This window comes from Streptomyces sp. NPDC048441, from assembly GCF_043200235.1.
In the GTDB taxonomy this organism is placed as follows: Bacteria; Actinomycetota; Actinomycetes; order Streptomycetales; family Streptomycetaceae; genus Streptomyces.
The window spans coordinates 107,282-130,694 of sequence record NZ_JBICXM010000020.1; the positions used below are offsets into that span (position 1 = coordinate 107,282).

Below are 23,413 nucleotides of genomic sequence, written 5' to 3' on the forward strand. Positions count from 1 at the left end.
AGGGACCACCTGATGTCGCTTCTCAACACCCCTCTCCACGAGCTGGACCCGGACGTCGCCGCCGCCGTCGACGCCGAGCTCCACCGTCAGCAGTCCACCCTGGAAATGATCGCCTCGGAGAACTTCGCTCCGGTCGCCGTCATGGAGGCCCAGGGCACGGTCCTCACCAACAAGTACGCCGAGGGCTACCCCGGCCGCCGCTACTACGGCGGCTGTGAGCACGTCGACGTCACCGAGCAGATCGCCATCGACCGGGTCAAGGACCTGTTCGGCGCCGAGTACGCCAACGTCCAGCCGCACTCCGGCGCCTCCGCCAACCAGGCCGCCCTCTTCGCGATCGCCAAGCCCGGCGACACGATCCTCGGCCTGGACCTGGCGCACGGCGGCCACCTCACCCACGGGATGCGCCTGAACTTCTCCGGCAAGCAGTTCAACGTGGTCGCGTACCACGTCGACGAGGCCGGTCTTGTCGACATGGCCGAGGTCGAGCGCCTGGCCAAGGAGAACAGCCCGAAGGTGATCATCGCGGGCTGGTCCGCCTACCCGCGCCAGCTGGACTTCGCGGAGTTCCGCCGGATCGCCGACGAGGTCGGCGCGTACCTGTGGGTCGACATGGCGCACTTCGCCGGTCTCGTCGCCGCGGGTCTCCACCCGAACCCGGTGCCGTACGCGGACGTGGTCACCTCCACCACGCACAAGACGCTCGGCGGCCCGCGCGGCGGCATCATCCTGGCCCGCAGCAAGGAGTTCGCGAAGAAGCTGAACTCCGCGGTCTTCCCCGGCTTCCAGGGCGGCCCGCTGGAGCACGTGATCGCGGCGAAGGCCGTCTCCTTCAAGGTAGCGGCGACGGACGACTTCAAGGAGCGCCAGCAGCGCACCCTGGACGGCGCCCGCATCCTGGCCGAGCGCCTGGTGCAGGACGACGCGAAGGCCGTCGGCGTCGACGTCCTGTCCGGCGGCACGGACGTGCACCTGGTCCTGGTGGACCTGCGCAACTCCGAGCTCGACGGCCAGCAGGCCGAGGACCGCCTCCACGAGGTCGGCATCACGGTCAACCGCAACGCGATCCCGAACGACCCGCGTCCCCCGATGGTGACCTCGGGCCTGCGGATCGGTACGCCCGCGCTGGCGACCCGTGGCTTCCAGGACGACGACTTCCGTGAGGTCGCCGACATCATCGCCGAGGCGCTGAAGCCGGGCTTCGACGCGGAGTCCCTGAAGGCCCGGGTCTCGGCCTTGGCGGACAAGCACCCGCTGTACCCCAACCTGTAGCACTTTCGTACGCTTTCCTTCGTACAAACCTTCGGGGCACCGCGCACACTGGACAGTGCAGACAGTGAGTGCGGTGCCCCGGTTCATACCCCGCTTTTCCTAGATCTTTTCGTAGTTCTTTCATCGCTCTTTTCGTAGTTCTCTGCACCACCCCGGCAGACAACGGCGTCTACCAACCACCTTTGGAGTTTCTCGTGGCCCTCTCGGTCTTCGACCTGTTCTCGATCGGCATCGGCCCGTCCAGCTCCCACACGGTCGGTCCCATGCGCGCCGCCCGCATCTTCGCGAGCCGCCTCAAGAACGAGGGCCTGATGGCCCACACCACCGCCATACGGGCCGAGCTCTACGGCTCCCTCGGCGCGACGGGCCACGGCCACGGCACCCCGAAGGCGGTGCTTCTCGGCCTGGAGGGCGAGTCGCCGCGCACGGTGGACGTGGAGTCGGCGGACGACCGCGTCGAGGAGATCAAGTCGGGCGGCCGCATCAACCTCCTCGGTATGCACGAGATCGACTTCGACTTCGCCGAGGACCTGGTCCTGCACCGCCGCAAGGCCCTGCCGTACCACGCCAACGGCATGACGATCTTCGCGTACGACCATGAGGGCGCCCTCGTCATGGAGAAGACGTACTACTCCGTGGGCGGCGGCTTCGTGGTCGACGAAGACGCGGTCGCGGGCGAGAACCCGATCGTGCCGGAGGACACCGCCCTCAAGCACCCCTTCCGCACCGGCGACGAGCTGCTGCGCCTCGCCGCCGAGACCGGCCTCTCCATCTCCGCGCTGATGCTGGAGAACGAGAAGGCGTGGCGCACCGAGGCGGAGATCCGCGAGGGCCTGCTCGACATCTGGCGCGTGATGCAGGCATGCGTGTCCCGCGGCATGTCCCGCGAGGGCATCCTGCCCGGCGGCCTCAAGGTCCGCCGCCGCGCGGCCAACTCGGCACGCCAGCTGCGCGCCGAGGGCGATCCGCAGGCCCGCGCCATGGAGTGGATCACGCTGTACGCGATGGCGGTCAACGAGGAGAACGCGGCGGGCGGCCGGGTCGTCACCGCCCCGACGAACGGCGCCGCGGGCATCATCCCCGCGGTCCTGCACTACTACATGAACTTCGTGCCCGGTGCCGACGAGGACGGCGTCGTCCGCTTCCTCCTCGCGGCAGGCGCGATCGGCATGTTGTTCAAGGAGAACGCCTCGATCTCCGGCGCCGAGGTCGGCTGCCAGGGCGAGGTCGGCTCCGCCTGCTCGATGGCGGCGGGCGCCTTCGCCGAGGTGCTCGGCGGCAGCCCCGAGCAGGTCGAGAACGCGGCCGAGATCGGCATGGAACACAACCTCGGCCTGACCTGCGACCCGGTCGGCGGCCTCGTCCAGATCCCGTGCATCGAGCGCAACGGCATGGCGGCGGTGAAGGCCGTGACCGCGGCGAAGATGGCGATGCGCGGCGACGGCAGCCACAAGGTGTCCCTCGACAAGGTCATCAAGACCATGAAGGAGACCGGGGCCGACATGAGCGTGAAGTACAAGGAGACGGCGCGGGGCGGGCTTGCGGTGAACATCATCGAGTGCTGATGGTGTGGCCGGTGAGGATGTCGGCCGCCGCTCCCGTCGTGGTCAGGGGCGGAGACGCCTTGGGACGGTCGACGGTGAAGTACTCACGGAAGTCGTCGCTGGGTTCGGTCGCCATGAGGCGCAAGGTGCGCTTCCAGTCGCCGCCGTCGGGGCCGTCCTTCGCCCAGAGGTCGAGCAGGGAGCTGCCGACGCGGCCCTGGACCTCGTCGCCCGGGTCCCACTCCGGGGTGGTGGCGTCGTTCTCCAGGCTGGTCGCGGCGCCCGACTCGTCGACGTAGCGGCGGTCGCCCAGGACGTACGCGGCTGTCGCGTCGGCGAAGCCCTCGGTCCAGGCGCAGGTGGTGGAGCTGCGCCGCTCGACGTAGTGCGGGGCGCAGTGGGTCGCCTCGGGGAGGTGGCGCTTGTAGAGCTGCCATTGGAACCAGTGGCCCGCCTCATGGAGCACGAAGTGCTCGGAGTCGGTCATGTCACCGGCCGCGATGACGTAGTTGGTCCTGTCGAGGTCGAAGTATCCGGCGTCGTCGGGGTCCGCGTCCCGGCTCTAGACGAAGGTCAACTCGTCGCATTTTCCCGTGACTTGATGCCGGGTCCAGCAGTCCGATGCGGGGTTGTCGCGCTTCCAGTAGAGGAGGTTGAGGGTGTCCACCACGTGCCAGGCGTTGCTCATGGCCGCGGGCACCTTCACCGTGCCGAGGTTCTGGTTGGCGGATATGTCGGTGCGTGCGGCGGAGTCGAAGGTGTACTCCGTGTTCTGGGTGCGGTTCCTGATGACCCGCCAGCTCTCCGTACTGCTGGAGCGGAACCTCATGTGGGCCTCGGGCAGAGTGCCGGACTTCGCCCCGTAGCAGGCATGGAACCTGCCGGTTCCGCTGTCCGTGATTCCCGAACTGAGCTTGTGGGGCTTGGAGTTGGTGGAGGCCTTGCCCCACAGTTCCCAGTTGGCGTTGCGGGCGGGCGCGGTGACCAGGGGCTTGCTCGGGCCCGCTTCCGCGTCGCGGTGGTCGTACGTCAGGGTGCCGGTCAGGCAGGCCTCGGTACGGTGTTCGCCTCCTCTTCCACCGCCGCACGCGGTGAGGAGGATCAGCAGCAGCGCCGCGGCGGCTGCGGGAATCTTGAGTCTTCGTGGCATGGAGGGCACCGGCTCCGCCGCTAGCACGTGGCGCCGGAACGGACCGGCTTCAGGGCGGTGAGGTAGGCGTCGACGGCGTCCGTGACGCAGGCGTTGCTGCGGCCGTACGCGGTGTGGCCAAGGCCCTCGTACGTCAGGAGCATTCCGCCGGGGAACTGGTCCGCCAGGCTCTCGGCCTCCTCGTACGGGGTCGCCGGGTCGCCGGTGGTGCCCACCACCAGGACCGGGGGCACGCCCTCGGCGCGGACCTTGTGCGGGCGCTGGGTGCCTGCGGGCCAGTCCTCGCAGGTGAGTTCGTCGGTCACGCTCGACGTGCCGTAGACGCCGGCGGCCTTGTCGGCGCGGCCCAGGGCGTTCCAGTACGGCTGGGCGGTGCGGGGGTGGGGGGTGTCGAGGCAGCTGACGGCGACGATGGCCGTATCGCTGTTGTCGGGGGCGGCGGAGTCACCACGTGCCTTGCGGCGGGAATCGGGGGCCGGTTCGTCGGTGGGCTCGGTGGGCTCGGTGGCCGACGCGAGGTCCGCCAGTTTGGTGCCGTCGCCATCGGCCGCGTCACTCAGCGCATGGGACAGGCCCTCCCAGTCGTCCTCCGGCCCGTACATCGCGGTGGTGACGACATCGAGCACCATCCGCGCGTCGACGCCGTACTCGTCGCCGTCGACCGGCAGCGGTTCGTCGGCGGTCTGCTCGTACAGACCGTCGATCAGGTCGGCTATCTCGTCGGGCGTGCGGCCGGGGCAGCTGTCGCCCGCGACGTCCGCGCAGTAATCGGCGTAGTCGTCGACGGCCCGGCGGAAGCCCACGGCCTGGCTCATGGCGCGTTCCCTCCAGCCGAGGGACGGGTCGACGGCGCCGTCCAGGACCAGTGCGCGGACGCGGTGCGGGAAGAGTTCGGCGTACGAGGTGCCGAGGCTCGTTCCGTACGACCAGCCGAGGTAGGTCAGTTTCCGATCGCCGAGGGCCGCACGCAGTACGTCCATGTCGCGGGCCGCGTCCTCGGTGCCGACCTGCCGCAGGATGCCGCCGCTGCCCTTCACGCAGGCCGCGGCGGTGGCACGGGCCCCCGCGAGCGCGTGGGCGCGGTCGCGCGCGGTCCGCGGGTAGAGAGGCTCCGCCTCGCCCTCCCCGTCCTCCTCCGCGCACTTCACGGCGGGCTTGCTGCCTCCCACGCCTCGCGGATCGAAGGAGACGATGTCGAAGCGGGCGCGTGCCTTGGTACCGAAGGCCTCGCCGTTGTCCGACTTCAGGTCGTCCACGCCACCGGCCCCCGGACCGCCCGGGTTGTAGACGAGCGACCCGATCCGCCGGTCCGGATCGGCGGTGGCAGCCTTGGCCACCGGCAGGACGAAGGTCTTGCCGTTCTCGGGGTGGGAGTAGTCCCGGGGGACGGTCAGCCTGGCGCACTCGAGGTCGCCGCAGTCCTTCCACTTCAGCGTCTGCCCGTAGAAGGACTTCAGCGCCGGGTCCTGCTCCGGTCCCGGTCCGGCCACGGCGGTACAACCGACGAGCGAGGTGGCTCCGAGGACGGCCACGGTGAGTGGGAGGGCAAGAAGGAGAGGGTGGCGGCGGACTGCGCGGTTCAACGGTTCGCTCCCGAGATCGATTCGGGCCAGCGTGCCGGGACCATGCTGAGGATTTGATGAGGAGCCTCCCCAAGACGGCCCTGGACGGCTTCCGGGCGGCTTCCGGGCGGCTTCCGAACGGCCCCCGTCAGCCCGCCGAACGGGCCCCCGTCAGCCCGCTCCCGTCGGCAGCCTCAGCACGAACCGAGCCCCGCCCCGCTCCCCCGAGAGCCCGGTCAGGCTGCCCCCATGCGCATGGGCCACCCAGGCCGCGATGGAGAGACCGAGCCCCGTCGACCCCGGCGCCCCCGCCCCGCTGCGAAAGCGCTCGAAGAGGGCTCCCGCCACCTCGGGCGGCAGACCTGGCCCCGCGTCGTCGATCGTCACCGTGCCGTCGAGGGTGACCGTGACGCGGACGTCGGCGGGCTCCCCGGGGGCGTGCCCGTGGGCCAGCGCGTTGCCCAGCAGATTCGCCACCGCCCGGCGGACCAGATCGGGGTCGGCCACCACCACGGTGTCCTCGGTCTCCACCGTCACCCGGTGGCCCGCCGCCGGGGTGTCGTCGACGACCCCCTCCACCAGCTGGTCGAGCCGCAGCGGCTCCCGAGCGAGGGTCTCGACGCCGGACATCAGCCTGGCCCGGGTCAGCAGCCCGTCGACGAGTCCGCCCATCCCGTCCGCGAGACGCAACGTACGCCGCAGCACATCCGTACTGTCCGTCTCGCCGCGCAGCGCGGTCTCGGCGAGCGTGCGCAGCGAGGCGGCCGGTGTCCGCAGGTCGTGCGCGGCGTCGGCGAGGAACGCCTCCTGCTGGCTCAGGGCCGCGAGCGCGGGGCGGATCGCGCGGCCGGAGAGCAGGTGGCCGACCGCCGCCGACAGGCAGATCAGGACGGCGCACGCCCCGGCCACCAGCCACGTCAGGCGGCGGTGGGCGGCCCGCTGGTCGGACGTCTCCGCCATCGTGACGATGGCGCCCTGCGGGCCCTCGCCCTCCACCGCGTCGGGGGCGTAGAAGGGGTCGGCGAGCAGCCGGACCGGGTGGCCGTCCGTCGTGTCGCGGTCGGCCGCCGTCGTGTCCTCGGCGTGGATCGCGGCCTCCCCCGCCTCCCGTACGACGGCGGGGCCGACCGTCAGGCAGGGGCGGCGCGGCGCGTGGTCGACGTGGAGGTCGGCGTTCCTGTCCTGCGGCACCGAAAGGACCGTCAGGGGCGGGCAGCCCGTGCCCATCGTCTCGGTCAGCTCACGCGCGTCGAGGCGGCCGTCCTCGTCCGTCACGAGGAGGCCGATCGCCCAGCTGGTGTCCTGGCTCATCGACTGGTCGAGCTGCTGGCGCCACCGCCGGTCGTCGCTCTGGACGGCGAACACCGCCATGCCGATCAGACCCACGGCACTGGTCAGGGCGAACAGCGCGGTGATGCGCCGACGCAGCCTGCGTACGCGCGCGGTCGGAGTGAGCGGTGCCGACCGCGGCCTCATGAGTCTCCGGGGGCCAGCCGGTAGCCGACCCCGCGCACGGTACGGATCAGCGGCGGGTCCCCGAGCTTGCGGCGCAGCTGGGAGACGAGCACCTCCAGGACGTTGGACTGCGGCTCGGTCATCTCGTCCCAGCAGCTCTCGATGAGTTCGGCGCGGGGCACGGCCTGGTCGGCACGGGCCGCGAGCGCTTCGAGGACGGCGAACTCCCTGCTGGTGAGCGTGAGCAGCAGACCGGCCCTGCGCACCTGCCGCCGCGCGGTGTCGATCTCGACGTCGGCGACCTGGTGGACGGGCGGCCTGACGACTCCCGATCTACGGCACAGACTGCGCACCCTGGCGACGAGCTCCGGCACGGCGAACGGCTTGACCAGGTAGTCGTCGCCCCCGCGCGCGAAGCCCTCGACGCGGTCGGAGACGGTGTCGCGCGCGGTGAGGAAGAGGACGGGGACGGCCCGGCCGGTGCGGCGCAGCTCCTCCACATAGGTGGCGGCGTCCCCGGAGGGCAGCATCCGGTCGAAGACGGCGCAGTCGTACGTGTTGACGAAGAGCGCCTCGTCGGCCTGCGGCAGGTCCGCGGTCTCGTCGACGGCGAGACCGGCGGCGCGCAGCGCGGCGGCCACGCCGAACCGCAGATTGTCGTCGTCCTCGACCACCAGTACTCGCACGGGGCCAACCCTATCCACCAGGGGTGGAGCTGCCCGGACGCTCAGCGCGGAGCGCCCCCCCTCACCGCGCGTCACCGCGCGAAGAACAACGCCTCCGCCCCCACCGGCCGATACCCCGCCGCCTGAAAGGCCCGCACACTCCGCGCGTTCCCCGTCGACTGCTGCGCCCACACCACGTCCCCGTCCGGCACCAGATGCCGGGCGGCCCCGGCCAACGCCCTGCCGAGCCCCCGATGACGTACGCCCTCTTCGACCTCGATCGCCGCTTCCCAGCGCCCGGCGAGCCCGCGGCCGATCACCAGCACGCCACCGCCCGCCGTACCGCCCGCCGTGGACCACACCCGTACGTCGTCCCGGCGCTTGCGGGCGCGGACCACCCGCGGGTGGTCCGGGTCGTCGATCTCGCGGAGGCCGAGCTCGGGTCCGGGAGCGCCGGGCAGGGCACCGGCCACGGTCATCAGGTCGGTCGTGTCCGTGGAGCGGCCCGTGCGCTCGTGGAAGGCGGCGAGGAAGAGGGGGTTCATCGTCGCGGCCAGCGGATCGCAGTCGAGGGAGGCGAGCGTGGCGTGCACCCACTGCGGGTCCTCGTCCGTGAAGACCACCGAGTGCGCGGTGAAGGAGATCACGCCCGCGTCGCGGTGGCACGGCTGGGGCACGACGGTGGTGGTGCCGTCGGGCCGCGGAAAGTGCCCGCGGGCCGCGACGGCGAGGATCGTCCCGAGCGCGGCAGGGGTGCTGGCCATGGGCGTACTCCTTGTGATCGCGTCCCCGGACGGCCGATACCCTAGCCCCCGTCAGTAGCGCACCAAGAAGGGGTGGATCCGGTGGCGGACATCGAGGAAGCACGCAGGACGTTCGAGCAGTTCGACGCGGACGGCGACGGCTTCATCACGGCGGCCGAGTGGAAGTCGGCCATGGCGAAGATGGGGGACTTCTACGTCACCGAGACGGTGGCCGAGGCCGTGATCGGCGCGAAGGACACCGACAAGGACAAGCGTCTCTCCTTCGACGAGTTCTGGGCGAGCCTGAACAAGTAGCGGGAGTACGTCGAAGGGGCCCGGCACGCGAGAGTGCCGGGCCCGTTCCACGCGTGGCGCAGGCTGAACTCCGGGAAACGCTGGGGCGGTTGCCCGTCCGCGACGAGTAGCGCTTTGCCGCGGGCACCACCCCTACTTGGTCGTGTGCGTGGGGTAGACCTGAACATCTGTGTAGGCGCCCTTGATGTCCCCAGCGCCCGCGGGCCACTTCAGGTCCACGGTGTGGGTCTCGTTCGGGGGCGTCACCTGGATGTCGGTCGGGTGCGCGAGGCTTCCGCCGGTGTTGTCGATGTCGTAGGCGAGGTTGAAGACAGCGGCGTCGCCGGGCTTCAGGGTAGTGATTCGCGGCTGGGCCTTGCCGCGCTCGATGGGGCTCGATGTGTTGTCGGTGTCCTTGATGTCGACGCCCGCGAAGCCCGTCGCCGAGCAGGTGGCCGAACCCCGGTTGACCATGGTGATGTCGATCCTGCCGGAGACCTCGTCGGGCGCGGCGTCCGTGGCGTCGATGGCCAGGTCCTCCGTCTTGCAGAACGTGACCTTGCCGCTGGTATCCGTCGCGCCGTTCGCGGCGCCGGCGTCGGTCTTGGTGTCCTCACCGGAGCCCGACTTCGCGTTGCCGGCCTCCGAACCGCCGGAGCCCGAGCCGCCCTCCGGCTTCGAGCCGCCGTCCGAGGACGAAGAAGACGAGGACGAGGAGCCCTTGGAGGACGAGTCCTTCCCGGAGTCGTCGCCGCCACAGGCGGTGAGCGAGAGGCTGGCGGCGACGCTGATGGCGGCGAGAGCGGTGATGCGGGTGTACTTCACGGTGTTCCCCCAGAAGGAGCGCGGTGCGTGTGGTCTGAAGTATTTGTATCTCGCACCGAGTTACAGGCCATGCTCAGCGACGTCTTCGTTCTGTCACAGGCGTATTCACCCTGGGCCGGGGTCCGGGGTCAGTACCCGATGGCCTCTCGGAGAAGCAGCACGGTGCCGCGCCCCGGACGGGGGTCCGCGTTGAGGATGAGCAGGCGGTTGACGGCGCTTGGCATCCCGTACACCTCCTGGGAGCGGACGCTCTCCAGCGGGAGGGCGTGCTCCTCGACGCGGCGCAGCGCTGTGTTCAAGTCGGGCACCACCTTCTGCGCGCCGATGATCCAGACCGCGTGGGCGGCGCCGCCCGCGTTGGCAGGGAGTTGGCTGCCGCTGCCCGAGGCAAGGACGAGCGAGCCGGTCTCGGTGACCGCGGCGACGCTGTTGACGACGTAGTCGGGTACCGCGACCAGCCTTCGGATCTCGTCGGCGCCGGTGGCACGGTCGATGGCCGCGATGCTCGGCCTGATGGCGTCGTACCGGCCGTCGGCGTTGATGTCTTCCTTCTTGTAGGCAAAGCGGGTTGCCAGGTCAGGCACCTCGAACTGGGCACGATCGGTGAACAGTGGGCCCAGCTCGATACCGCTGAGCGTGGTGGCTTGCAGGCTGGTGGACTGGTCCAGGCGTCGATTCACAGCGGGTTCCATTCGTCGGCGGTGCTCCGGGGTGGGCGGCCCTGCCCGGAGGACGCGTATGAGGAGCGCGCCGAAGGTGATCACGACCAACGAGACCAGTGCCGTGGTGATGACAGCCTCGGTCACCTTGGAGCGCACCCGGCGCCGGGCCCGGTAGCCATCCCGGCGGCTCACCACGACGGCACCCCGACCGCCGACCACCGACCACCGACCGCCAACCGCAGACCACCGATCGCAGACCGGGGCGTACGGGCCGCCTATCGGCCCCCGTCGCCCCCCGCCCCCTCAACCCCGTACAACCGCGCCGAAGCATCCACATGCGCCAGCCGCCGCATCGCGTTGAACACCGCCTCCCCCAGCACCGTGCCGATCACCACGCTCTCCACCAGGTCCTCGACCGCCACCCGCCGGTCCACGTAACCGAGGTCGGCGCGGGCGACCAGCTCGGCGGCGTCCGCGTACTCGTCGAGCAGTTCCGTGAACGCTCCGTGGCCGACCCGGTCCATCGCGGCCAGGGCACGTGAGAGGTCGGCGGCCGCGGGGTTCGACTCGTGGGTCTGCCAGCCGCGGCGGGTGATCAGGTCCTCGACCGCCGTCCGCGCTGTCGCCGCCTCCGCGTCGTCGTCGGCAGCCCCCTCCGCGCCAAGGCGGTCCGCCGCCGCGCCGAGCACCTTGTGCAGCGGGCGCTCGGGGTCGTCGACCGCGCCGAGCACCTCCGCGATCGCGGCCACCTTCAGGCCGCCCACGTCCAGGAGGGCGCGAATGAGGCGCAGCCTGCGTTCATGCGCCTCGTCGTACTGCGCCTGGTTGGGGCTGCTCAACTCGCCCGGCGGCAGCAGCCCTTCACGGACGTAGTACTTGATCGTCGGCACCGGCACACCGGTCCTGCGACTCAACTCGCCAATACGCACGGACTGCCCACTCTCCTGCCCATCTCCTGCCCACTCCCCCTCTTCGCGCCCCCGCCCGCTCGCCACTCTGCCATCGGCTGCGCCCTTGCCATCCCCGATTCCCATCATAGATAGTGTCGCTATCGGATAGTGGTCAGCACCACTATCCATAACGTCCATTCAAACTCTGCTCCGGAATCTGGGGGATCTCTGTGTCTTCATGGCGCTTATGGCATCGGCCGCTCGTCGCGTTCTCCGCGTCCATGGCCGTCCTGGCCGTCGTGTCCGGCATCGGACTGATCGTCGACGACCGCGTCCTCGTCGGCTCGCCGATCTGGTTCAAGCCGTTCAAGTTCTCGGTCTCGTTCGTCGCGTACGGACTCTCGCTCGCCTGGCTGCTCTCGCTGCTCGACCGGGGCCGACGGGCAGGCTGGTGGGCAGGCACAGTCGTCGCCGCGTCGAGCCTCATCGAGATGGTGATCATCACCGGGCAGGTGGTGCGGGGCAAGCGCAGCCACTTCAACCACCAGACCCCGTTCGACGAAGCCCTGTTCAACGCGATGGCCGTCACCGTCGTCATCCTGTGGCTCGGCACTCTGCTCATCGCGATCCTGCTCCTTCGCGCCCGCATCGCCGACCGCGCCTCCGCCTGGGCGATGCGTTCCGGGATCGTCATCGCCCTCGCCGGAGCCGCCGTCGGGTTCCTCATGACCCAGCCTGCGCCCGGCCAGCAGCGGGGCACCTCCCCCATCGTCGGCGCGCACAGCGTGGGCGTACCGGACGGCGGCCCCTCCATGCCGCTGACCGGCTGGTCGACCACCGGCGGCGATCTGCGGATCCCGCACTTCGTCGGTATGCACGCGCTACAGCTGCTCCCGCTGCTGCTCATGGGCCTGACGGCGCTCACGGCGCGCCCCCGATTCCGTCGGCTCGCCGACGAGCACGTGCGGCTGCGGCTCGTACTCCTCGCCTCGACTTCGTACGCGGCCGTCTTCGCCCTGGTCACCTGGCAGGCCCTGCGCGGCCAGCCGCTCAACCACCCGGACGGCGCGACGCTGACGGCGGCGGGGCTGATCATCGGCGTCACGGCCGCAGGCGCGTACGGAGCCCTGCGCGACCCGACCGGCCGCGGCAGGCGCCCAGTTCGAGTTCGAGCAGCCGACAGCGATGACGGCGAAGCAGCCCACAAGGAGCTTGTGCGATGACCGGATTCCTCTTCGAACTCTCCTTCTACCTGGCCGCCCCGGTCTGGCTGCTCATGATCTTCGCGCCGGGGTGGCGGACGACGGCCCGCATCGCCGCCTCACCCCTCACCGTCGTACCGATCCTCGCCGTCTACCTCGCGATGGCGCTGCCCGTCTTCCCCGAACTCTGGGCCGCCGTCAGCCGTCCGGACATCGACGGGTTCCGCGAACTGCTCGTCCTCGCCAACGGGGCGGGCGCGATCTGGGCTCAGGTCATCGCCTGGGATCTGCTGATCGGGCAGTGGATGTACCGCGAGGCACGGCGCATCGGCATCCATCCGCTGGTGATGGGGCCGCTCCTTGTCCTGACGATTCTCCTCTCACCGTTCGGACTGCTCCTGTTCCTGCTGTTGCGGGCCATGCGGACCGTGCGGGCGAACCGTGATCAGCCGCGGCCGCTGGTGGGCTCAGGCTCCGTGCCACGCTGATCGACGGCAGCGCGCTCCAGGACCTCCGGAATACTTCACCCGTTCCGGAGGTTGGCTCCGCTACGAGACCAGCGAACCAACCCCGGAAGGGCGAGTCATGAAGATCGGCATCATCGGCGCGGGCAACATCGGCGGCAACCTCACCCGGCGCCTCACCACCCTCGGCCACGACGTCTCCGTCGCGAACTCCCGTGGCCCGCAGACCCTCACCGACCTCGCCGCGGAGACCGGCGCGACACCGGTGACGGTCGAGGAGGCCGCACGGGGTGCCCAGGTCGTGGTCGTGACCATCCCGCTGAAGGCCGTCCCGAACCTGCCGTCCGGCTTCCTGGACAGCGCGGCCGAGGGCGTCGCCGTCATCGACACCGGCAACTACTACCCGCAGCAGCGCGACGGCAAGATCGCCGAGATCGAGGACGGCCTGACCGAGAGCCGCTGGACCGAGCAGCAGATCGGCCACCCGGTGATCAAGGCCTTCAACGGCACGTACGCCCAGGACATCCTCGACAAGCCGCAGCCCAAGGGCACCCCCGGCCGCGTCGCTCTTCCGGTGTCCGGCGACGACGAGGACGCCAAGAAGGTCGTACGCGACCTCATCGACGCGATCGGCTTCGACACCGTCGACACGGGCGGACAGGACGAGTCGTGGCGCCAGCAGCCGGGCACTCCGGTGTACGGCCTGGCGTCGGACACGGACGCGGTCCGCAAGGCGCTGGACTCGGCGTCCCGCGAGCGCACGGCGGAGTGGCTGGCCTGACCCCGCCGGGGGGGACCTACGGCGTCGCCCAGTCCCGAAGGTCGTCCTCGCTGTCGAAGTCCGCGACGTTCTTGTCCAGCGGCGTCGACGTGTACTGATGGATCAGCCACTTCGCCTTGATGCGGGGCTTGCCCGCCGTGACGTAGTCGGCGATCCACAGACCGTCGCCCGCGTAGGACGTGGTGTCGTGGTTGAGCCAGAAATCGCGGTTCGCGTACAAGAGAACCCGGTGGTTCGGCCGCAGCCGCTTCACCTCTCGTATGAAACGGTCCTTCTCCGCGTTGCTCGCCCGCGTGTGCTCGCCCGTCCACTCCCAGTCCGCTGCCAGCAAGTCCCCTGACTTCTCAGGGGACTTGCTGACGAAGTACTCGGCCTGCGCCGTGATGTTCCCCGGCCACAGGAAGTGGTAGAAGCCCACCACACAGCCGCCGTCCCGCGCCCGCTTCACCTGTGCGGTCAGTCTTGGGTTGACGTACGAACGGCCCTCCGTCGACTTGATGATGACGAAGGAGCGGCCGTCCGTGTCGAAGGTGGACTGGTGCGAGCTGACGTCGATGCCTTTGAGCACGGGCGGCCTCCTGAGCGGCAGAGGGGAGGGCAGGTCGGACTGGTCGATCTACCCTTCTCGTGCCCGGTGGCCGCTGTGGTCAACCGTTGAACAGCAGCCGTTGAGCAGCTCAGCGGAAGATCCCCGTGTGGCCCAGCGAATAGCGGCCGGGCTGCGGGTACACCGCCAAGCCGTGCGGGCCGCCGCCTACCGGGATGCGGGCGGTCTGGACGCCGGTGCGGGTGTCGATGGCGTACACCTCGGAGTCGTAACGCCCGGAGAGCCAGAGCGTGTTGCCGTCCGCCGAGACGCCGCCCATGTCGGGGCTGCCACCCTGGGGGAGTTTCCACTTCTTGGTGAGTCTGTTCTTGGGGAAGTCGAAGACGGAGATCGTGCCCTCGCCCCGGTTGGAGACGTACATCTCGCGCGAGTCCCGGCTGACGTACAGGCCGTGGGTGCCCTTGCCGGTGTGCAGGAGTTTCGGCTTGTCGAACTTGTCGCCGCTCAGGACCCACATGCCGTCGGCCATCATGTCGGCCACGTAGAAGGTCTTGCCGTCGGGCGAGACCTTGACGTCCTGCGGCATGGCGCCGTCGAAGGGCAGCTTCTGCTGGTCGACGACCTTCATCTTCTCCGTGTCGACCTTGAGGAGTTCGCCGGAGAACTCACAGGACACGATGAAGTAGCGGCCGTCCGCGGAGAAGTCGGCGTGGTTGACGCCGTAGCAGCTGACCGGTTCGGTCTTGATCTTCTTCATGGTGTGCGGGTCGCGGAAGACCAGCTCACGGTCCATCGAGGCCATCACGATCGCGTACTTGCCGTTGGGCGTGAAGTAGAGGTTGTACGGGTCGTGCACATCGACCGGCTTGCCCGCCTTGCCGGTCCTGGGGTCGATGGGCGTGAGCGTGTGGCCGCGGTTGTTGTTGACCCAGAGCGTCTTCATGTCCCAGGAGGGGACGACGTGCTGGGGCTGGACGCCCACGTCGATCGTGTCGATCACTTGGTACTTCTTGGGGTCGATGACCGAGACCGTGTTGGACGTGGTGTTGGGGACGTAGATGCGGGAGGGGAAGTCCTTGACCACCGGGGAGAGTTTGTTCGGGCGGTCCGCCGCGTAGACGTCCTTCCGGTCGAGGACGGGTGGCATACCGGGGAGGCCCGGCACCACCTTGGCTTTGGGTTTTGCCGCTTTCTGGATGCCCTTGGTGCCGAGGGCTTCGTCCGCACGGTCGTCGCCGTCGGTGCCGCCGCAGCCGGCGAGTGCGGCGGCGACGACGGCACCGGCGGCGATGACCGCTCCGGTGCGCCGGGTGAGGTTCAGGTGCAGGGTCATCAGGTCAGCAACTCCGTGGTCGTCACCGCGCGCAGGCCGCGGCGGTCAAGGTCTTCCAGGACGGCGGGGAGCGCGGCGACCGTGTCCGCGTACCCGAAGTGCAGGCTCACGACGGAACCCGCGCGCACCTCTGATGCGACCTTGCGGGTGACGGCCGGGGCGCCAGGCGAGGTGAAATCGAGGGAGTCGACGTCGTACGAGAGGACGTGCGGGTAGCCCGCGCGATGGGCGAGGCGGGCGACGAGGGGGGTCGCGGTCTCGGCGCGCGAGGGGCGGAACCAGGTGCCGATGGAGCCGGTGAGGCGGCGGAGGCGGTCGGCGCAGCCGGTGATCTCCGCGTAGGCGTCGGCCTCGGACATCTCGTTGACGGTGAGGTGGTGCTGGGTGTGGTTGCCCAGGTCGTGGCCGCCGTCGAGGATGCGGCGGGCGAGCTTCGGGTGTTCGTCGAGCCAGCTGCCGACGGCGAGGACGGTGATCCTCGCGTCCGCCTTCTCGGCGATGGCGAGCAGGGAGCGCGCGATCGCCGGGTCGCCCTGACCGTGGAAGGTGAGCGCGACCTGGGGTCGGCCGCGGGGGCTGTGCGCGATCTGGTCGGGCAGGCCGGGGAAGCGGCGGGGGGCGGGGGCGGCGGCCGGTGCGGCGCGGGGGGCCTTGGGCGGTGCGGCGGGTCGCTCACGCGTGGGGGCGGGGCCGGTCGTGGCGCACCCGGTGGCGAGCGCCCCGGTGACGACAAGGCCGGTGCAGGTGCGCAGGGCGCCACGGCGGTCAGTCTCGATCACTCGGCCATTTAATGGGATAAGGGGGTAAAACACGCTGATTGCCCGGCTTTCAGGCCCTGCGGGTCGGAGGCGCCGAGAGCGGCGGACACCTTGCGGACCCTTGCGGATCACCTGTCACAGCCACAACTTAACCAGCGTTTACCAGGCGGGTGTCCCATCTCACCAAGGATTCACCTTTGAGCTGTCGCAATTTACACCACTATGACCGGATAGGAACTTTTGGAGCACAGGTCCCCGTCTGCCATAGTCGGAGCCGCGACCCCCATTGACCCGGGCTCAGGTCGTCATCAGCGGCCGTGGACCACACCCCAACTGTTCACGGCGCTCCGCGCAGGCCCCCGTAATGCCGCACTCCGGCGACCGGGGGCTTTCGCGTATCAGCGGTCGACTCTCAGCGGTCGATGCGCTCGACTCTCAGCGGTCGGCGACCCGCATCTCGAACCACGTCGTCTTGCCGCGCGGCAGCAGATCCACGCCCCACCGGTCGGAGAGTTTGTCGACCAGGAAGAGGCCGCGGCCACTGAGGTCGAGTTCATGGACGGGCATCAGGCAGGGCAGACCGCGCGAGGGGTCGCGCACCTCGATCCTTATCCAGCCGCGCCGCCGGATCATCCGCAGCCCGAAGACGCGGGCACCGGTGTGCCGCACCGCATTGCCGACGAGTTCGGAGACGAGGAGCACCGCGTCCTCGGTCAGCTTCGGGGAGAGGCCCCAGTGGCGGAGCACGACGACCTGGGTGAGCCTGCGCGCGATGGCGGCAGACTCCGGGCGCGACGGCAGCGGAACCTCCGCGTCCGTCGGATTGCCGAACAACTCCAGCGCCTTGAGCGCGTGTTCGTCCTCAACCGCCGGCGACCAGCGCGCCGCGGTCGCACTCCCGTGCCGCCGCGGCTGTTCGATACCCTCCAGCCCCGCCATGCCCCCCATCATGGCCGCACAGAGCGCTCTCCGGGGCCGTTCCGGCGGAATAAGCCCCCCGGAACCATCCATTCCGGGGAGCCGACTAGGCATATGCCGCTGGCAGTTAAGGACCTACGACACCCCTACTGACCTGCGATGACTACCCGCTTACGGGTGATCACTTACCGCCCTCAACAAGCAAGGCTTAAGGTTCTCTTAAGTCACGCATAATCCGCCCCTTCGAGGGACACGCATGTTGATGCGGCGTCAACTGATCCTCTTCCAGGGGTACTTGGCGGGGTGCTTCCCGGGAATCAGAGGAACTTGGCCTTGCCAGGACCCTCGTCGACGAAGCTGCGCATACCCCGCTCGCGGTCCTCGGTGGCGAAGAGACCCGCGAACCAGGTGCGCTCGAGCGCGAGCCCGGTGTCGATGTCCGTCTCCAGGCCCGCGTCCACGGACTCCTTGGCCGCGCGCAGCGCCAGCGCGGGACCCTTCGCCAGCCGCGCGGCCCACGTGTGCGCCTGCTCGTACACCTCGGCGGCGGGCACGACGCGGTCCACGAGGCCGATGGTGAGCGCCTCTTCGGCCTTCACCATGCGGCCGGTGAAGATGAGGTCCTTGGCCTTGGAGGGGCCGACCAGACGGGCCAGGCGCTGGGTGCCGCCCGCGCCGGGGATCAGGCCGAGCAGGATCTCCGGCTGGCCGAGCTTGGCGTTGTCGGCGGCGATGCGGAAGTCGGCGCAGAGCGCGAGCTCGCAGCCGCCGCCGAGTGCGTAACCGGTGACGGCGGCGACGACGGGCTTGGGGATGCGGGCGACGGCGGTGAAGGAGTCTTGCAGGGCACGGGACCGCACGACCATCGCCGTGTGATCCATGTCCTGCATCTCCTTGATGTCCGCGCCCGCCGCGAACACCTTCTCGCCGCCATAGATGATCACGGCACGTACGTCGTCGCGTCGGGTCGCCTCTTCGGCCAGCTCCTTGAGCCGGTCCTGCAAGGCGATGTCGAGCGCGTTCATCGGGGGGCGGTCGAGGCGGATGGTGCCGACGCCATCGGCGACTTCGAGATGCACAGATGTCATGCGAGGCACGTTAGCCGTGCCTCGCATGACCGTGCGGCCGGGGCCGGGGCCGGGGCCGGAGGAAGGCTCAGGCCTTCCACTTCTCCCAGGACATGTTCCAGCCGTTGAAGCCGTTCTCGGGCTGGATCGTCTTGTCCGCGGAGTTCTTCACGACGACGACGTCCCCCACGAGGGACTTGTCGAAGAACCATCCGGCGGGCGTCTTCTTGCTGTAGCCGCCGCGCACGTCGCTCAGGCCTATGCAGCCGTGGCTGGCGTTCGTGTTGCCGAAGGCGCCGCCCGACCAGTAGTTGCCGTGGAGGAAGGTGCCCGAGTTGGACAGGCGCATCGCGTGCGGGACGTCCTTGATGTCGTACTCGCCACCGAAGCCGACGGTGTCGCCGTTCATGCGCGTGACCTGGAGCTTCTCGCTGATGACCATCTGGCCGTTGTACGTCGTCGTGCCGGGGGCACCCGCGGTGATCGGGATCTTCTTGATCTGCTTGCCGTCCCGGACGACCTTCATCTGGTGCGACTTGGCGTCGACGGTCGAGACCTGGCTGCGGCCGATGGTGAACTTCAGGGTCTTGGCCTGCTTGCCGTAGACCCCGTTCCTGCCCTCGACGCCGTCGAGGTTGAGGTTGACGGTGACCTTCGTGCCCGCCTTCCAGTACTTCTCGGGGCGGAAGTCGATGCGGTCGTTTCCGAACCAGTGGCCCTCGACCGGCACGGACGGCTCGGTCTTGACCTCGATGGCCTTCTCGACGGCCTCCGGGCTTGTGATGCCCCGCGTGAAGTGGACCGAGAACGGCATTCCGACGCCGACCTTCGAGCCGTCCTCCGGCGTGAACTGCCCCATGAAGGTGTTCTTCGGGGTCAGCGTCGTGAACGACGTGTCCTTGGCCGACTCACGTCCTTCGGAGTCCTCGGCGATCGCGTGGACCTTGTACTTCGTGGAGGCCGCGAGGTGATGCGCCGGAGTCCACGTGCCGCCGCCCGAGGCGATCTTGCCAGGAACCGGATTGCCCTTGCTGTCCTCGACCTTGACGTTCGACAGCTTGCCCTTGTCGGCGGCTATCTTCAGGGCGCCGCTGGTGGCCACGGCGTCGGCGCCGTCCTTCGGCGCCACCGTCACGACGGCCGTCGACGGTGCGTTCTTGTCGGCCTTGGCCTTGCCGTCGCCCGCATCCGAACCGCCTCCGCCACCGCCGCACGCCGCGACCAACAGCAGCGTCGCACCCGATGCCACCGCGATGAGGCCCTTGCCGCCCCGTCGCTGCGCGCGCCCCCGCGCACCAACCGACGTCCCCGATATCGGTCGCCCGTTCACGATGTTGTCTCCCCTCGCACGGCCTGGTCAGGCCCGCACCCCAGTGCATCTGCGCGCACAGACACGCGCCTGCGCTAGATAACCACACGGCCCTGACCGATGACTCCCCGCCAATGTCACCGTTCAGTCCCAACTGCGCAGGTGGTACGGGCCTTGCCTCAGCGACGGCCTCCGGGCTTGGCCTCCGGCACGGCTCCGGGCGGTGCCGTCCAGTCCTTCCACTTCATGTTCCAGCCACCGAGACCGTTGTCAGGAGCGACTTCCTTGTCCTCACTGTTGACGACTTCCACCACATCGCCGATCAGACTCCGGTCGAAGAACCACCCGGCCGGGGTCTCCGAGCTCCCGCCCTTCACATCGCGCAGGCCCACACAGCCGTGGCTGACATTCGTGTTGCCGGGGGCGTTCGGCGACCAGTAGTTGCCGTGCAGGAAGGTGCCGGACGTCGTCAGGCGCATCGCGTGCGGGACATCGGGGATGTTGTACTCGCCGCCGAAGCCGACGGTGCGGCTGTTCATGCGGGTCACCTCCAGCATCTCCGTGACCACCATTTTCCCGTTGTACGTCGTGGTCTTGGGAGCCCCAGCGGTGATCGGCACCGTGGAGAGGACCTCACCGTCACGGCGTACTTCCATGGTGTGCTCGGCGGCGTCGACCCGGCTCTGCTGGCTGCGGCCCACCGTGAACGAGAAGCTCTTGTCCTGGAGGCCGTAGACGCCGGGCGCCGCCTGGACGTCGCGCAGGCTCAGGTCGACGGTGACCTTCGTGCCGGGCTTCCAGTACTTCTCCGGGCGGAAGTCCAGGCGGGTGTCGCCGAACCAGTGCGGCCGTACGTCGACGCCCGGCTTCGCGGTGACGCTGATGGCGCGCTGGACGGCCTCGCGGTTCTCGACCTCCCGGTTGAACTCCAGGGAAACGATCATGCCGGTGCCGACCGTGGAGCGGTTCTCCGGTGTCACATAGCCGGTGAACCGCTCCTCGGGGACGTACGTCGTGAACGTCGTGTGCCGGGCCGAGCGGCGGCCGTGGCCGTCGAGGGCGACGGCGTCCACCGAGTACTTCGCCGCGAGCGCCAGTTCACCTTCGTCCAGCGGCTTCCATGTCGTGCCGTCCTCGTCGATGCGGCCCGGCACCGGCTCCTCCCGGGCGTCCTGCACCCGGACGACCTGCACCGATTCGAGGCGCCCGTCGGGGACCTCGACCCGGAGCCGTTCCTTGCCCTTGACGCCCTTGCTGTCGTCGTCCGGAGTCACCCGGATCGCGTCGGCGGGCGACCGTGGCTTGCCCATCAGACGGTCGATGCCACCGCCGTCACCGCTGCACCCCGCGGCTCCGGCCAGCAGTCCTGCCCATGTCATTACGGCGGCCAGCGCGGCCCCTGCGCGCCGTGCGCGCCTCGCTACCTGTCTCACGTCCGTCCCAACGACCGTCCCCCTCCTGGGGAAACGTGAGTGCGACGCACACGCTGGGCAGAACAGTGAGGAGGACGGCGCGGGAGCCATCGGCAAGCCATCGGCTCCGCTCGCGTCGTCCGGTCTGGTAAGCCTCCGCCGCCGGGACGCGGCAGGGGTCGAGCCGCAGGAGGCGGATGGGTGTCCAGCGCAGCCGAACAGGAAGCACTCAGAGGTGCGCGGCGCGGTACGGGCGCGGCCTCCGGGGCCGGGGAGCCAGCCGCCGTAAACGGAACATCGGCGTCGGCGTCGGCGCCTACGTCGCAGTCGACGCCGACCGGAGCGCGCACCGCGACGCGGGCCGCTCCGGACGACCCCGGCCTGCCCGTGTGGCCGGGGGCGCCCACGCCGCTCGGCGCGCGGTTCAGAGTGGGGCCCGACGGCGTCGCGGGCACCAACTTCGCGCTGTGGGCGGGGGGCGCCGAGGCCGTCGAGCTCTGCCTCTTCGACGACGAGGGCGTCGAGACGCGCTGCCCGCTGACCGAGCTGACCCACGAGATCTGGCACGGCTTCGTGCCGGGTGTCCGTCCCGGCCGCCGCTACGGCTACCGCGTGCACGGCCGCTGGGACCCGTGGACGGGCGCGCGCTGGAACCCGGCGAAGCTGCTCCTCGACCCGTACGCACGCGCGGTGGACGGCGACTTCGCCGCGTACGGCCTGCCGCCCGAGGTGTACGGGCACGTCCGGGACTGGCCGCAGCAGCACGTGGCCGACACCGTGCGGGACGACAGGGACTCGGCCGCGTACGTCCCCAAGGGCGTGGTCGTGCACGACGACACGTCGGACGACGAGTGGGCCGACGACCGGCGCCCCAAGACGCCGTGGGCGGACTCGGTCATCTACGAGGTGCATGTACGCGGCTTCACGAAGCTGCACCCGGGGATTCCCGAAGAACTCAGGGGGACGTACGCGGGCCTCGCGCATCCCGCGGCGATCGACCATCTCGTACGCCTCGGTGTGACGGCGGTGGAGCTGCTCCCGGTGCACCAGTTCGCGCACGAGGACCATCTGCTGAGGCGGGGCCTGAGGAACTACTGGGGCTACAACTCGATCGGCTACTTCGCCCCGCACGCCGCGTACGCGGCATCGGGGACGACGGGTGCGCAGGTCGGCGAGTTCAAGCGGATGGTGCGGGCGCTGCACGAGGCCGGGATCGAGGTGATCCTCGACGTGGTCTACAACCACACGGCGGAGGCGGGCGAGCTGGGCCCGATGCTGTCGCTCAAGGGCATCGACAATCGCGGCTACTACCGGCTTCAGCCGTCCGACGCACGGCGGTACGCGGACTACACGGGCTGCGGGAACACGCTCCAGGTGGTGCAGCCGCACGTCCTTCGCCTGATCACGGACTCCTTGCGCTACTGGGTGACCGAGATGGGGGTGGACGGCTTCCGCTTCGATCTGGCGGCGGCGCTCGCGCGTTCCTTCCACGACGTCGACATGCTGTCCCCTTTCCTCGCGGTGATCGCGCAGGACCCGGTCCTGCGGCGGGTGAAGCTGATCGCCGAGCCGTGGGACGTGGGGTCCGGGGGCTATCAGGTGGGGGCCTTCCCTCCCCTCTGGACGGAGTGGAACGACCGCTACCGCAATGCGGTACGGGACTTCTGGCGGGGCGCGCTGCCCGATGTGCGGGATCTCGGCTACCGGCTCTCGGGTTCGAGCGATCTGTACGCCTGGGGTGGTCGGCGCCCGTACGCGTCGGTGAACTTCGTGACGGCGCACGACGGGTTCACGCTGCGGGACCTGGTGTCGTACGAGCGGAAGCACAACGAGGCCAACGGAGAGGGCAACAGGGACGGTTCGGACGACAACCGGTCCTGGAACTGTGGCGTGGAGGGCGAGACCGGCGATGAACGGGTGGCCGGGCTGCGGCGGCGGCAGCTGCGGAATCTGCTGACCACGCTGTTGCTGTCCACTGGGGTGCCGATGCTGGTCGCGGGCGACGAGATGGGGCGTACGCAAGGGGGCAGCAACAACGCGTACTGCCAGGACAACGAGGTCAGCTGGGTCGACTGGGGGCTCCTCGATGACCCCGGGTGGGCGGCGCTGTGCGCGCTGACGTCCCGCCTGATCGCGCTGCGGCACGCCCATCCGGTGCTGCGGCGACGGGCCTTCTTCTCCGGGCGCGCGCACTCGGCGGACGGGCTCCGTGACCTGGCGTGGTTCACCGCGAGCGGCAGGGAGATGACGGAGGCCGACTGGTACGCGCCGGCCGCGACGCTCGGCATGTATCTGTCCGGCCGCGACATACCGGGGCGTGACGTGCGGGGCGAGCCGATCGTCGACGACAGCTTCCTCGCGATCCTCCACGCGGCGGACCGTCCGGGGAGCTTTTTGCTGGCGGGGGCGCCTTGGGCCGAGTCGTACGAAGTGGTGGTGGATACCTCCCTGGAGGAGCAGCGGGCCGCGCCTGGCATCTTGCACTCCGCGGGGGCTGTGGTCACTGTGGGGGCGCGGTCTGTGCTGTTGCTGCGGGTTCGGATGTAGGTACCGTCAAGCG

General features: G+C 69.8%; 23 protein-coding genes. 7 read left to right on the forward strand and 16 right to left on the reverse strand.

Annotated features, from left to right (window positions below):
- The first annotated feature begins 12 nt into the window (after positions 1–12).
- Together glyA and ACGFSB_RS35100 are read left to right on the forward strand one after the other, a co-directional pair.
- Positions 13–1,272 (forward strand): serine hydroxymethyltransferase, encoded by a 1,260-nt coding sequence (gene glyA, locus ACGFSB_RS35095; RefSeq protein ID WP_393407940.1) that lies wholly within the window; start codon positions 13–15, stop codon positions 1,270–1,272.
- Between the two features lie 194 nt (positions 1,273–1,466).
- Positions 1,467–2,837, forward strand: a complete 1,371-nt coding sequence (locus ACGFSB_RS35100; RefSeq protein WP_393408061.1) for an L-serine ammonia-lyase — start codon at positions 1,467–1,469, stop codon at positions 2,835–2,837.
- Here ACGFSB_RS35100 and ACGFSB_RS35105 read toward each other — a convergent pair.
- From ACGFSB_RS35105 to ACGFSB_RS35130, 6 genes are all read right to left on the reverse strand, one after another.
- On the reverse strand, positions 2,824–3,303 hold the full coding sequence (locus ACGFSB_RS35105) for a hypothetical protein (protein WP_393407942.1): 480 nt from the start codon (positions 3,301–3,303) through the stop codon (positions 2,824–2,826). The two genes, ACGFSB_RS35100 and ACGFSB_RS35105, sit on opposite strands and share 14 nt — an antisense overlap.
- 75 nt (positions 3,304–3,378) lie before the next feature.
- On the reverse strand, positions 3,379–3,966 hold the full coding sequence (locus tag ACGFSB_RS35110) for a hypothetical protein (protein WP_393407944.1): 588 nt from the start codon (positions 3,964–3,966) through the stop codon (positions 3,379–3,381).
- Positions 3,967–3,986: 20 nt separating this feature from the next.
- A complete protein-coding gene (locus ACGFSB_RS35115) occupies positions 3,987–5,549 on the reverse strand; it encodes an alpha/beta hydrolase (protein ID WP_393407946.1) in 1,563 nt (520 codons plus the stop codon).
- A 150-nt stretch (positions 5,550–5,699) separates the two neighbouring features.
- Entirely contained in the window at positions 5,700–7,004 is a 1,305-nt protein-coding gene (locus ACGFSB_RS35120; RefSeq protein ID WP_393407948.1) for a sensor histidine kinase, read from the reverse strand.
- Positions 7,001–7,669, reverse strand: a complete 669-nt coding sequence (locus ACGFSB_RS35125) for a winged helix-turn-helix domain-containing protein (RefSeq protein ID WP_393407951.1) — start codon at positions 7,667–7,669, stop codon at positions 7,001–7,003. Before ACGFSB_RS35125 ends, ACGFSB_RS35120 begins: the two co-directional genes overlap by 4 nt.
- Positions 7,670–7,740: 71 nt before the next feature.
- A complete protein-coding gene (locus ACGFSB_RS35130) occupies positions 7,741–8,412 on the reverse strand; it encodes a GNAT family N-acetyltransferase (protein ID WP_393407953.1) in 672 nt (223 codons plus the stop codon).
- An 81-nt stretch (positions 8,413–8,493) separates the two neighbouring features.
- On the opposite strand from ACGFSB_RS35130, the gene ACGFSB_RS35135 reads away from it, so the two are divergent.
- On the forward strand, positions 8,494–8,706 hold the full coding sequence (locus ACGFSB_RS35135) for an EF-hand domain-containing protein (RefSeq protein ID WP_393407955.1): 213 nt from the start codon (positions 8,494–8,496) through the stop codon (positions 8,704–8,706).
- Positions 8,707–8,838: 132 nt separating this feature from the next.
- Here the strand turns inward: ACGFSB_RS35135 and ACGFSB_RS35140 are convergent, their stop codons facing one another.
- The 3 genes from ACGFSB_RS35140 to ACGFSB_RS35150 form a co-directional block, all read right to left on the reverse strand.
- Positions 8,839–9,510 (reverse strand): DUF4232 domain-containing protein, encoded by a 672-nt coding sequence (locus ACGFSB_RS35140; RefSeq protein ID WP_393407957.1) that lies wholly within the window; start codon positions 9,508–9,510, stop codon positions 8,839–8,841.
- Between the two features lie 128 nt (positions 9,511–9,638).
- A complete protein-coding gene (locus ACGFSB_RS35145; protein ID WP_393407960.1) occupies positions 9,639–10,364 on the reverse strand; it encodes an LUD domain-containing protein in 726 nt (241 codons plus the stop codon).
- An 83-nt stretch (positions 10,365–10,447) separates the two neighbouring features.
- Positions 10,448–11,101: a MerR family transcriptional regulator gene (locus ACGFSB_RS35150; protein ID WP_393407962.1), complete on the reverse strand. Its 654-nt coding sequence runs from the start codon at positions 11,099–11,101 to the stop codon at positions 10,448–10,450.
- A 242-nt stretch (positions 11,102–11,343) separates the two neighbouring features.
- Between ACGFSB_RS35150 and ACGFSB_RS35155 the strand changes: the two genes are divergently transcribed.
- From ACGFSB_RS35155 to ACGFSB_RS35165, 3 genes are read left to right on the forward strand one after another with little or no spacing between them, the layout of a single operon-like run.
- On the forward strand, positions 11,344–12,285 hold the full coding sequence (locus ACGFSB_RS35155) for a hypothetical protein (protein WP_393408063.1): 942 nt from the start codon (positions 11,344–11,346) through the stop codon (positions 12,283–12,285).
- The gene (locus ACGFSB_RS35160) at positions 12,282–12,752 is read left to right on the forward strand and encodes an ABA4-like family protein (protein ID WP_393407965.1); all 471 of its coding nucleotides are present in this window, start codon (positions 12,282–12,284) and stop codon (positions 12,750–12,752) included. Before ACGFSB_RS35155 ends, ACGFSB_RS35160 begins: the two co-directional genes overlap by 4 nt.
- Positions 12,706–13,509: an NADPH-dependent F420 reductase gene (locus ACGFSB_RS35165; RefSeq protein ID WP_393407968.1), complete on the forward strand. Its 804-nt coding sequence runs from the start codon at positions 12,706–12,708 to the stop codon at positions 13,507–13,509. The genes ACGFSB_RS35160 and ACGFSB_RS35165 overlap by 47 nt, the downstream gene beginning before the upstream one ends.
- Before the next feature lie 16 nt (positions 13,510–13,525).
- On the opposite strand, the gene ACGFSB_RS35170 is transcribed toward ACGFSB_RS35165, so the two are convergent.
- The 7 genes from ACGFSB_RS35170 to ACGFSB_RS35200 form a co-directional block, all read right to left on the reverse strand.
- Positions 13,526–14,077, reverse strand: a complete 552-nt coding sequence (locus ACGFSB_RS35170; protein WP_393407971.1) for a glycoside hydrolase family 25 protein — start codon at positions 14,075–14,077, stop codon at positions 13,526–13,528.
- A gap of 109 nt (positions 14,078–14,186) precedes the next feature.
- Complete coding sequence (locus tag ACGFSB_RS35175) at positions 14,187–15,389, reverse strand: YncE family protein (protein WP_393407974.1); 1,203 nt, start codon at positions 15,387–15,389, stop codon at positions 14,187–14,189.
- The gene (locus ACGFSB_RS35180; RefSeq protein ID WP_393407977.1) at positions 15,389–16,168 is read right to left on the reverse strand and encodes a polysaccharide deacetylase family protein; all 780 of its coding nucleotides are present in this window, start codon (positions 16,166–16,168) and stop codon (positions 15,389–15,391) included. Before ACGFSB_RS35180 ends, ACGFSB_RS35175 begins: the two co-directional genes overlap by 1 nt.
- Positions 16,169–16,582: 414 nt before the next feature.
- Positions 16,583–17,086: an ATP-binding protein gene (locus ACGFSB_RS35185; RefSeq protein WP_393407980.1), complete on the reverse strand. Its 504-nt coding sequence runs from the start codon at positions 17,084–17,086 to the stop codon at positions 16,583–16,585.
- Positions 17,087–17,382: 296 nt separating this feature from the next.
- Positions 17,383–18,153: an enoyl-CoA hydratase/isomerase family protein gene (locus ACGFSB_RS35190; RefSeq protein WP_393407983.1), complete on the reverse strand. Its 771-nt coding sequence runs from the start codon at positions 18,151–18,153 to the stop codon at positions 17,383–17,385.
- A gap of 67 nt (positions 18,154–18,220) precedes the next feature.
- Positions 18,221–19,462, reverse strand: a complete 1,242-nt coding sequence (locus tag ACGFSB_RS35195) for an Ig-like domain-containing protein (RefSeq protein WP_393407986.1) — start codon at positions 19,460–19,462, stop codon at positions 18,221–18,223.
- Between the two features lie 158 nt (positions 19,463–19,620).
- Complete coding sequence (locus tag ACGFSB_RS35200) at positions 19,621–20,820, reverse strand: Ig-like domain-containing protein (RefSeq protein WP_393407989.1); 1,200 nt, start codon at positions 20,818–20,820, stop codon at positions 19,621–19,623.
- 234 nt (positions 20,821–21,054) lie between these two features.
- Here ACGFSB_RS35200 and glgX point away from each other — a divergent pair, with 234 nt between their 5' ends.
- Entirely contained in the window at positions 21,055–23,400 is a 2,346-nt protein-coding gene (gene glgX, locus ACGFSB_RS35205; RefSeq protein ID WP_393407992.1) for a glycogen debranching protein GlgX, read from the forward strand.
- The last annotated feature ends 13 nt before the right edge of the window (positions 23,401–23,413 follow it).

Coding starts and splice junctions, on each gene's coding strand:
- glyA (WP_393407940.1), top strand. CDS start 13: ATGTCGCTTCTCAACACCCCTCTCCACGAGCTGGACCCGGACGTCGCC.
- ACGFSB_RS35105 (WP_393407942.1), bottom strand. CDS start 3,303: ATGACCGACTCCGAGCACTTCGTGCTCCATGAGGCGGGCCACTGGTTC.
- ACGFSB_RS35110 (WP_393407944.1), bottom strand. CDS start 3,966: ATGCCACGAAGACTCAAGATTCCCGCAGCCGCCGCGGCGCTGCTGCTG.
- ACGFSB_RS35120 (WP_393407948.1), bottom strand. CDS start 7,004: ATGAGGCCGCGGTCGGCACCGCTCACTCCGACCGCGCGCGTACGCAGG.
- ACGFSB_RS35130 (WP_393407953.1), bottom strand. CDS start 8,412: ATGGCCAGCACCCCTGCCGCGCTCGGGACGATCCTCGCCGTCGCGGCC.
- ACGFSB_RS35155 (WP_393408063.1), top strand. CDS start 11,344: ATGGCCGTCCTGGCCGTCGTGTCCGGCATCGGACTGATCGTCGACGAC.
- ACGFSB_RS35160 (WP_393407965.1), top strand. CDS start 12,282: ATGACCGGATTCCTCTTCGAACTCTCCTTCTACCTGGCCGCCCCGGTC.
- ACGFSB_RS35175 (WP_393407974.1), bottom strand. CDS start 15,389: ATGACCCTGCACCTGAACCTCACCCGGCGCACCGGAGCGGTCATCGCC.
- ACGFSB_RS35185 (WP_393407980.1), bottom strand. CDS start 17,086: ATGGCGGGGCTGGAGGGTATCGAACAGCCGCGGCGGCACGGGAGTGCG.
- ACGFSB_RS35190 (WP_393407983.1), bottom strand. CDS start 18,153: ATGACATCTGTGCATCTCGAAGTCGCCGATGGCGTCGGCACCATCCGC.
- ACGFSB_RS35200 (WP_393407989.1), bottom strand. CDS start 20,820: ATGACATGGGCAGGACTGCTGGCCGGAGCCGCGGGGTGCAGCGGTGAC.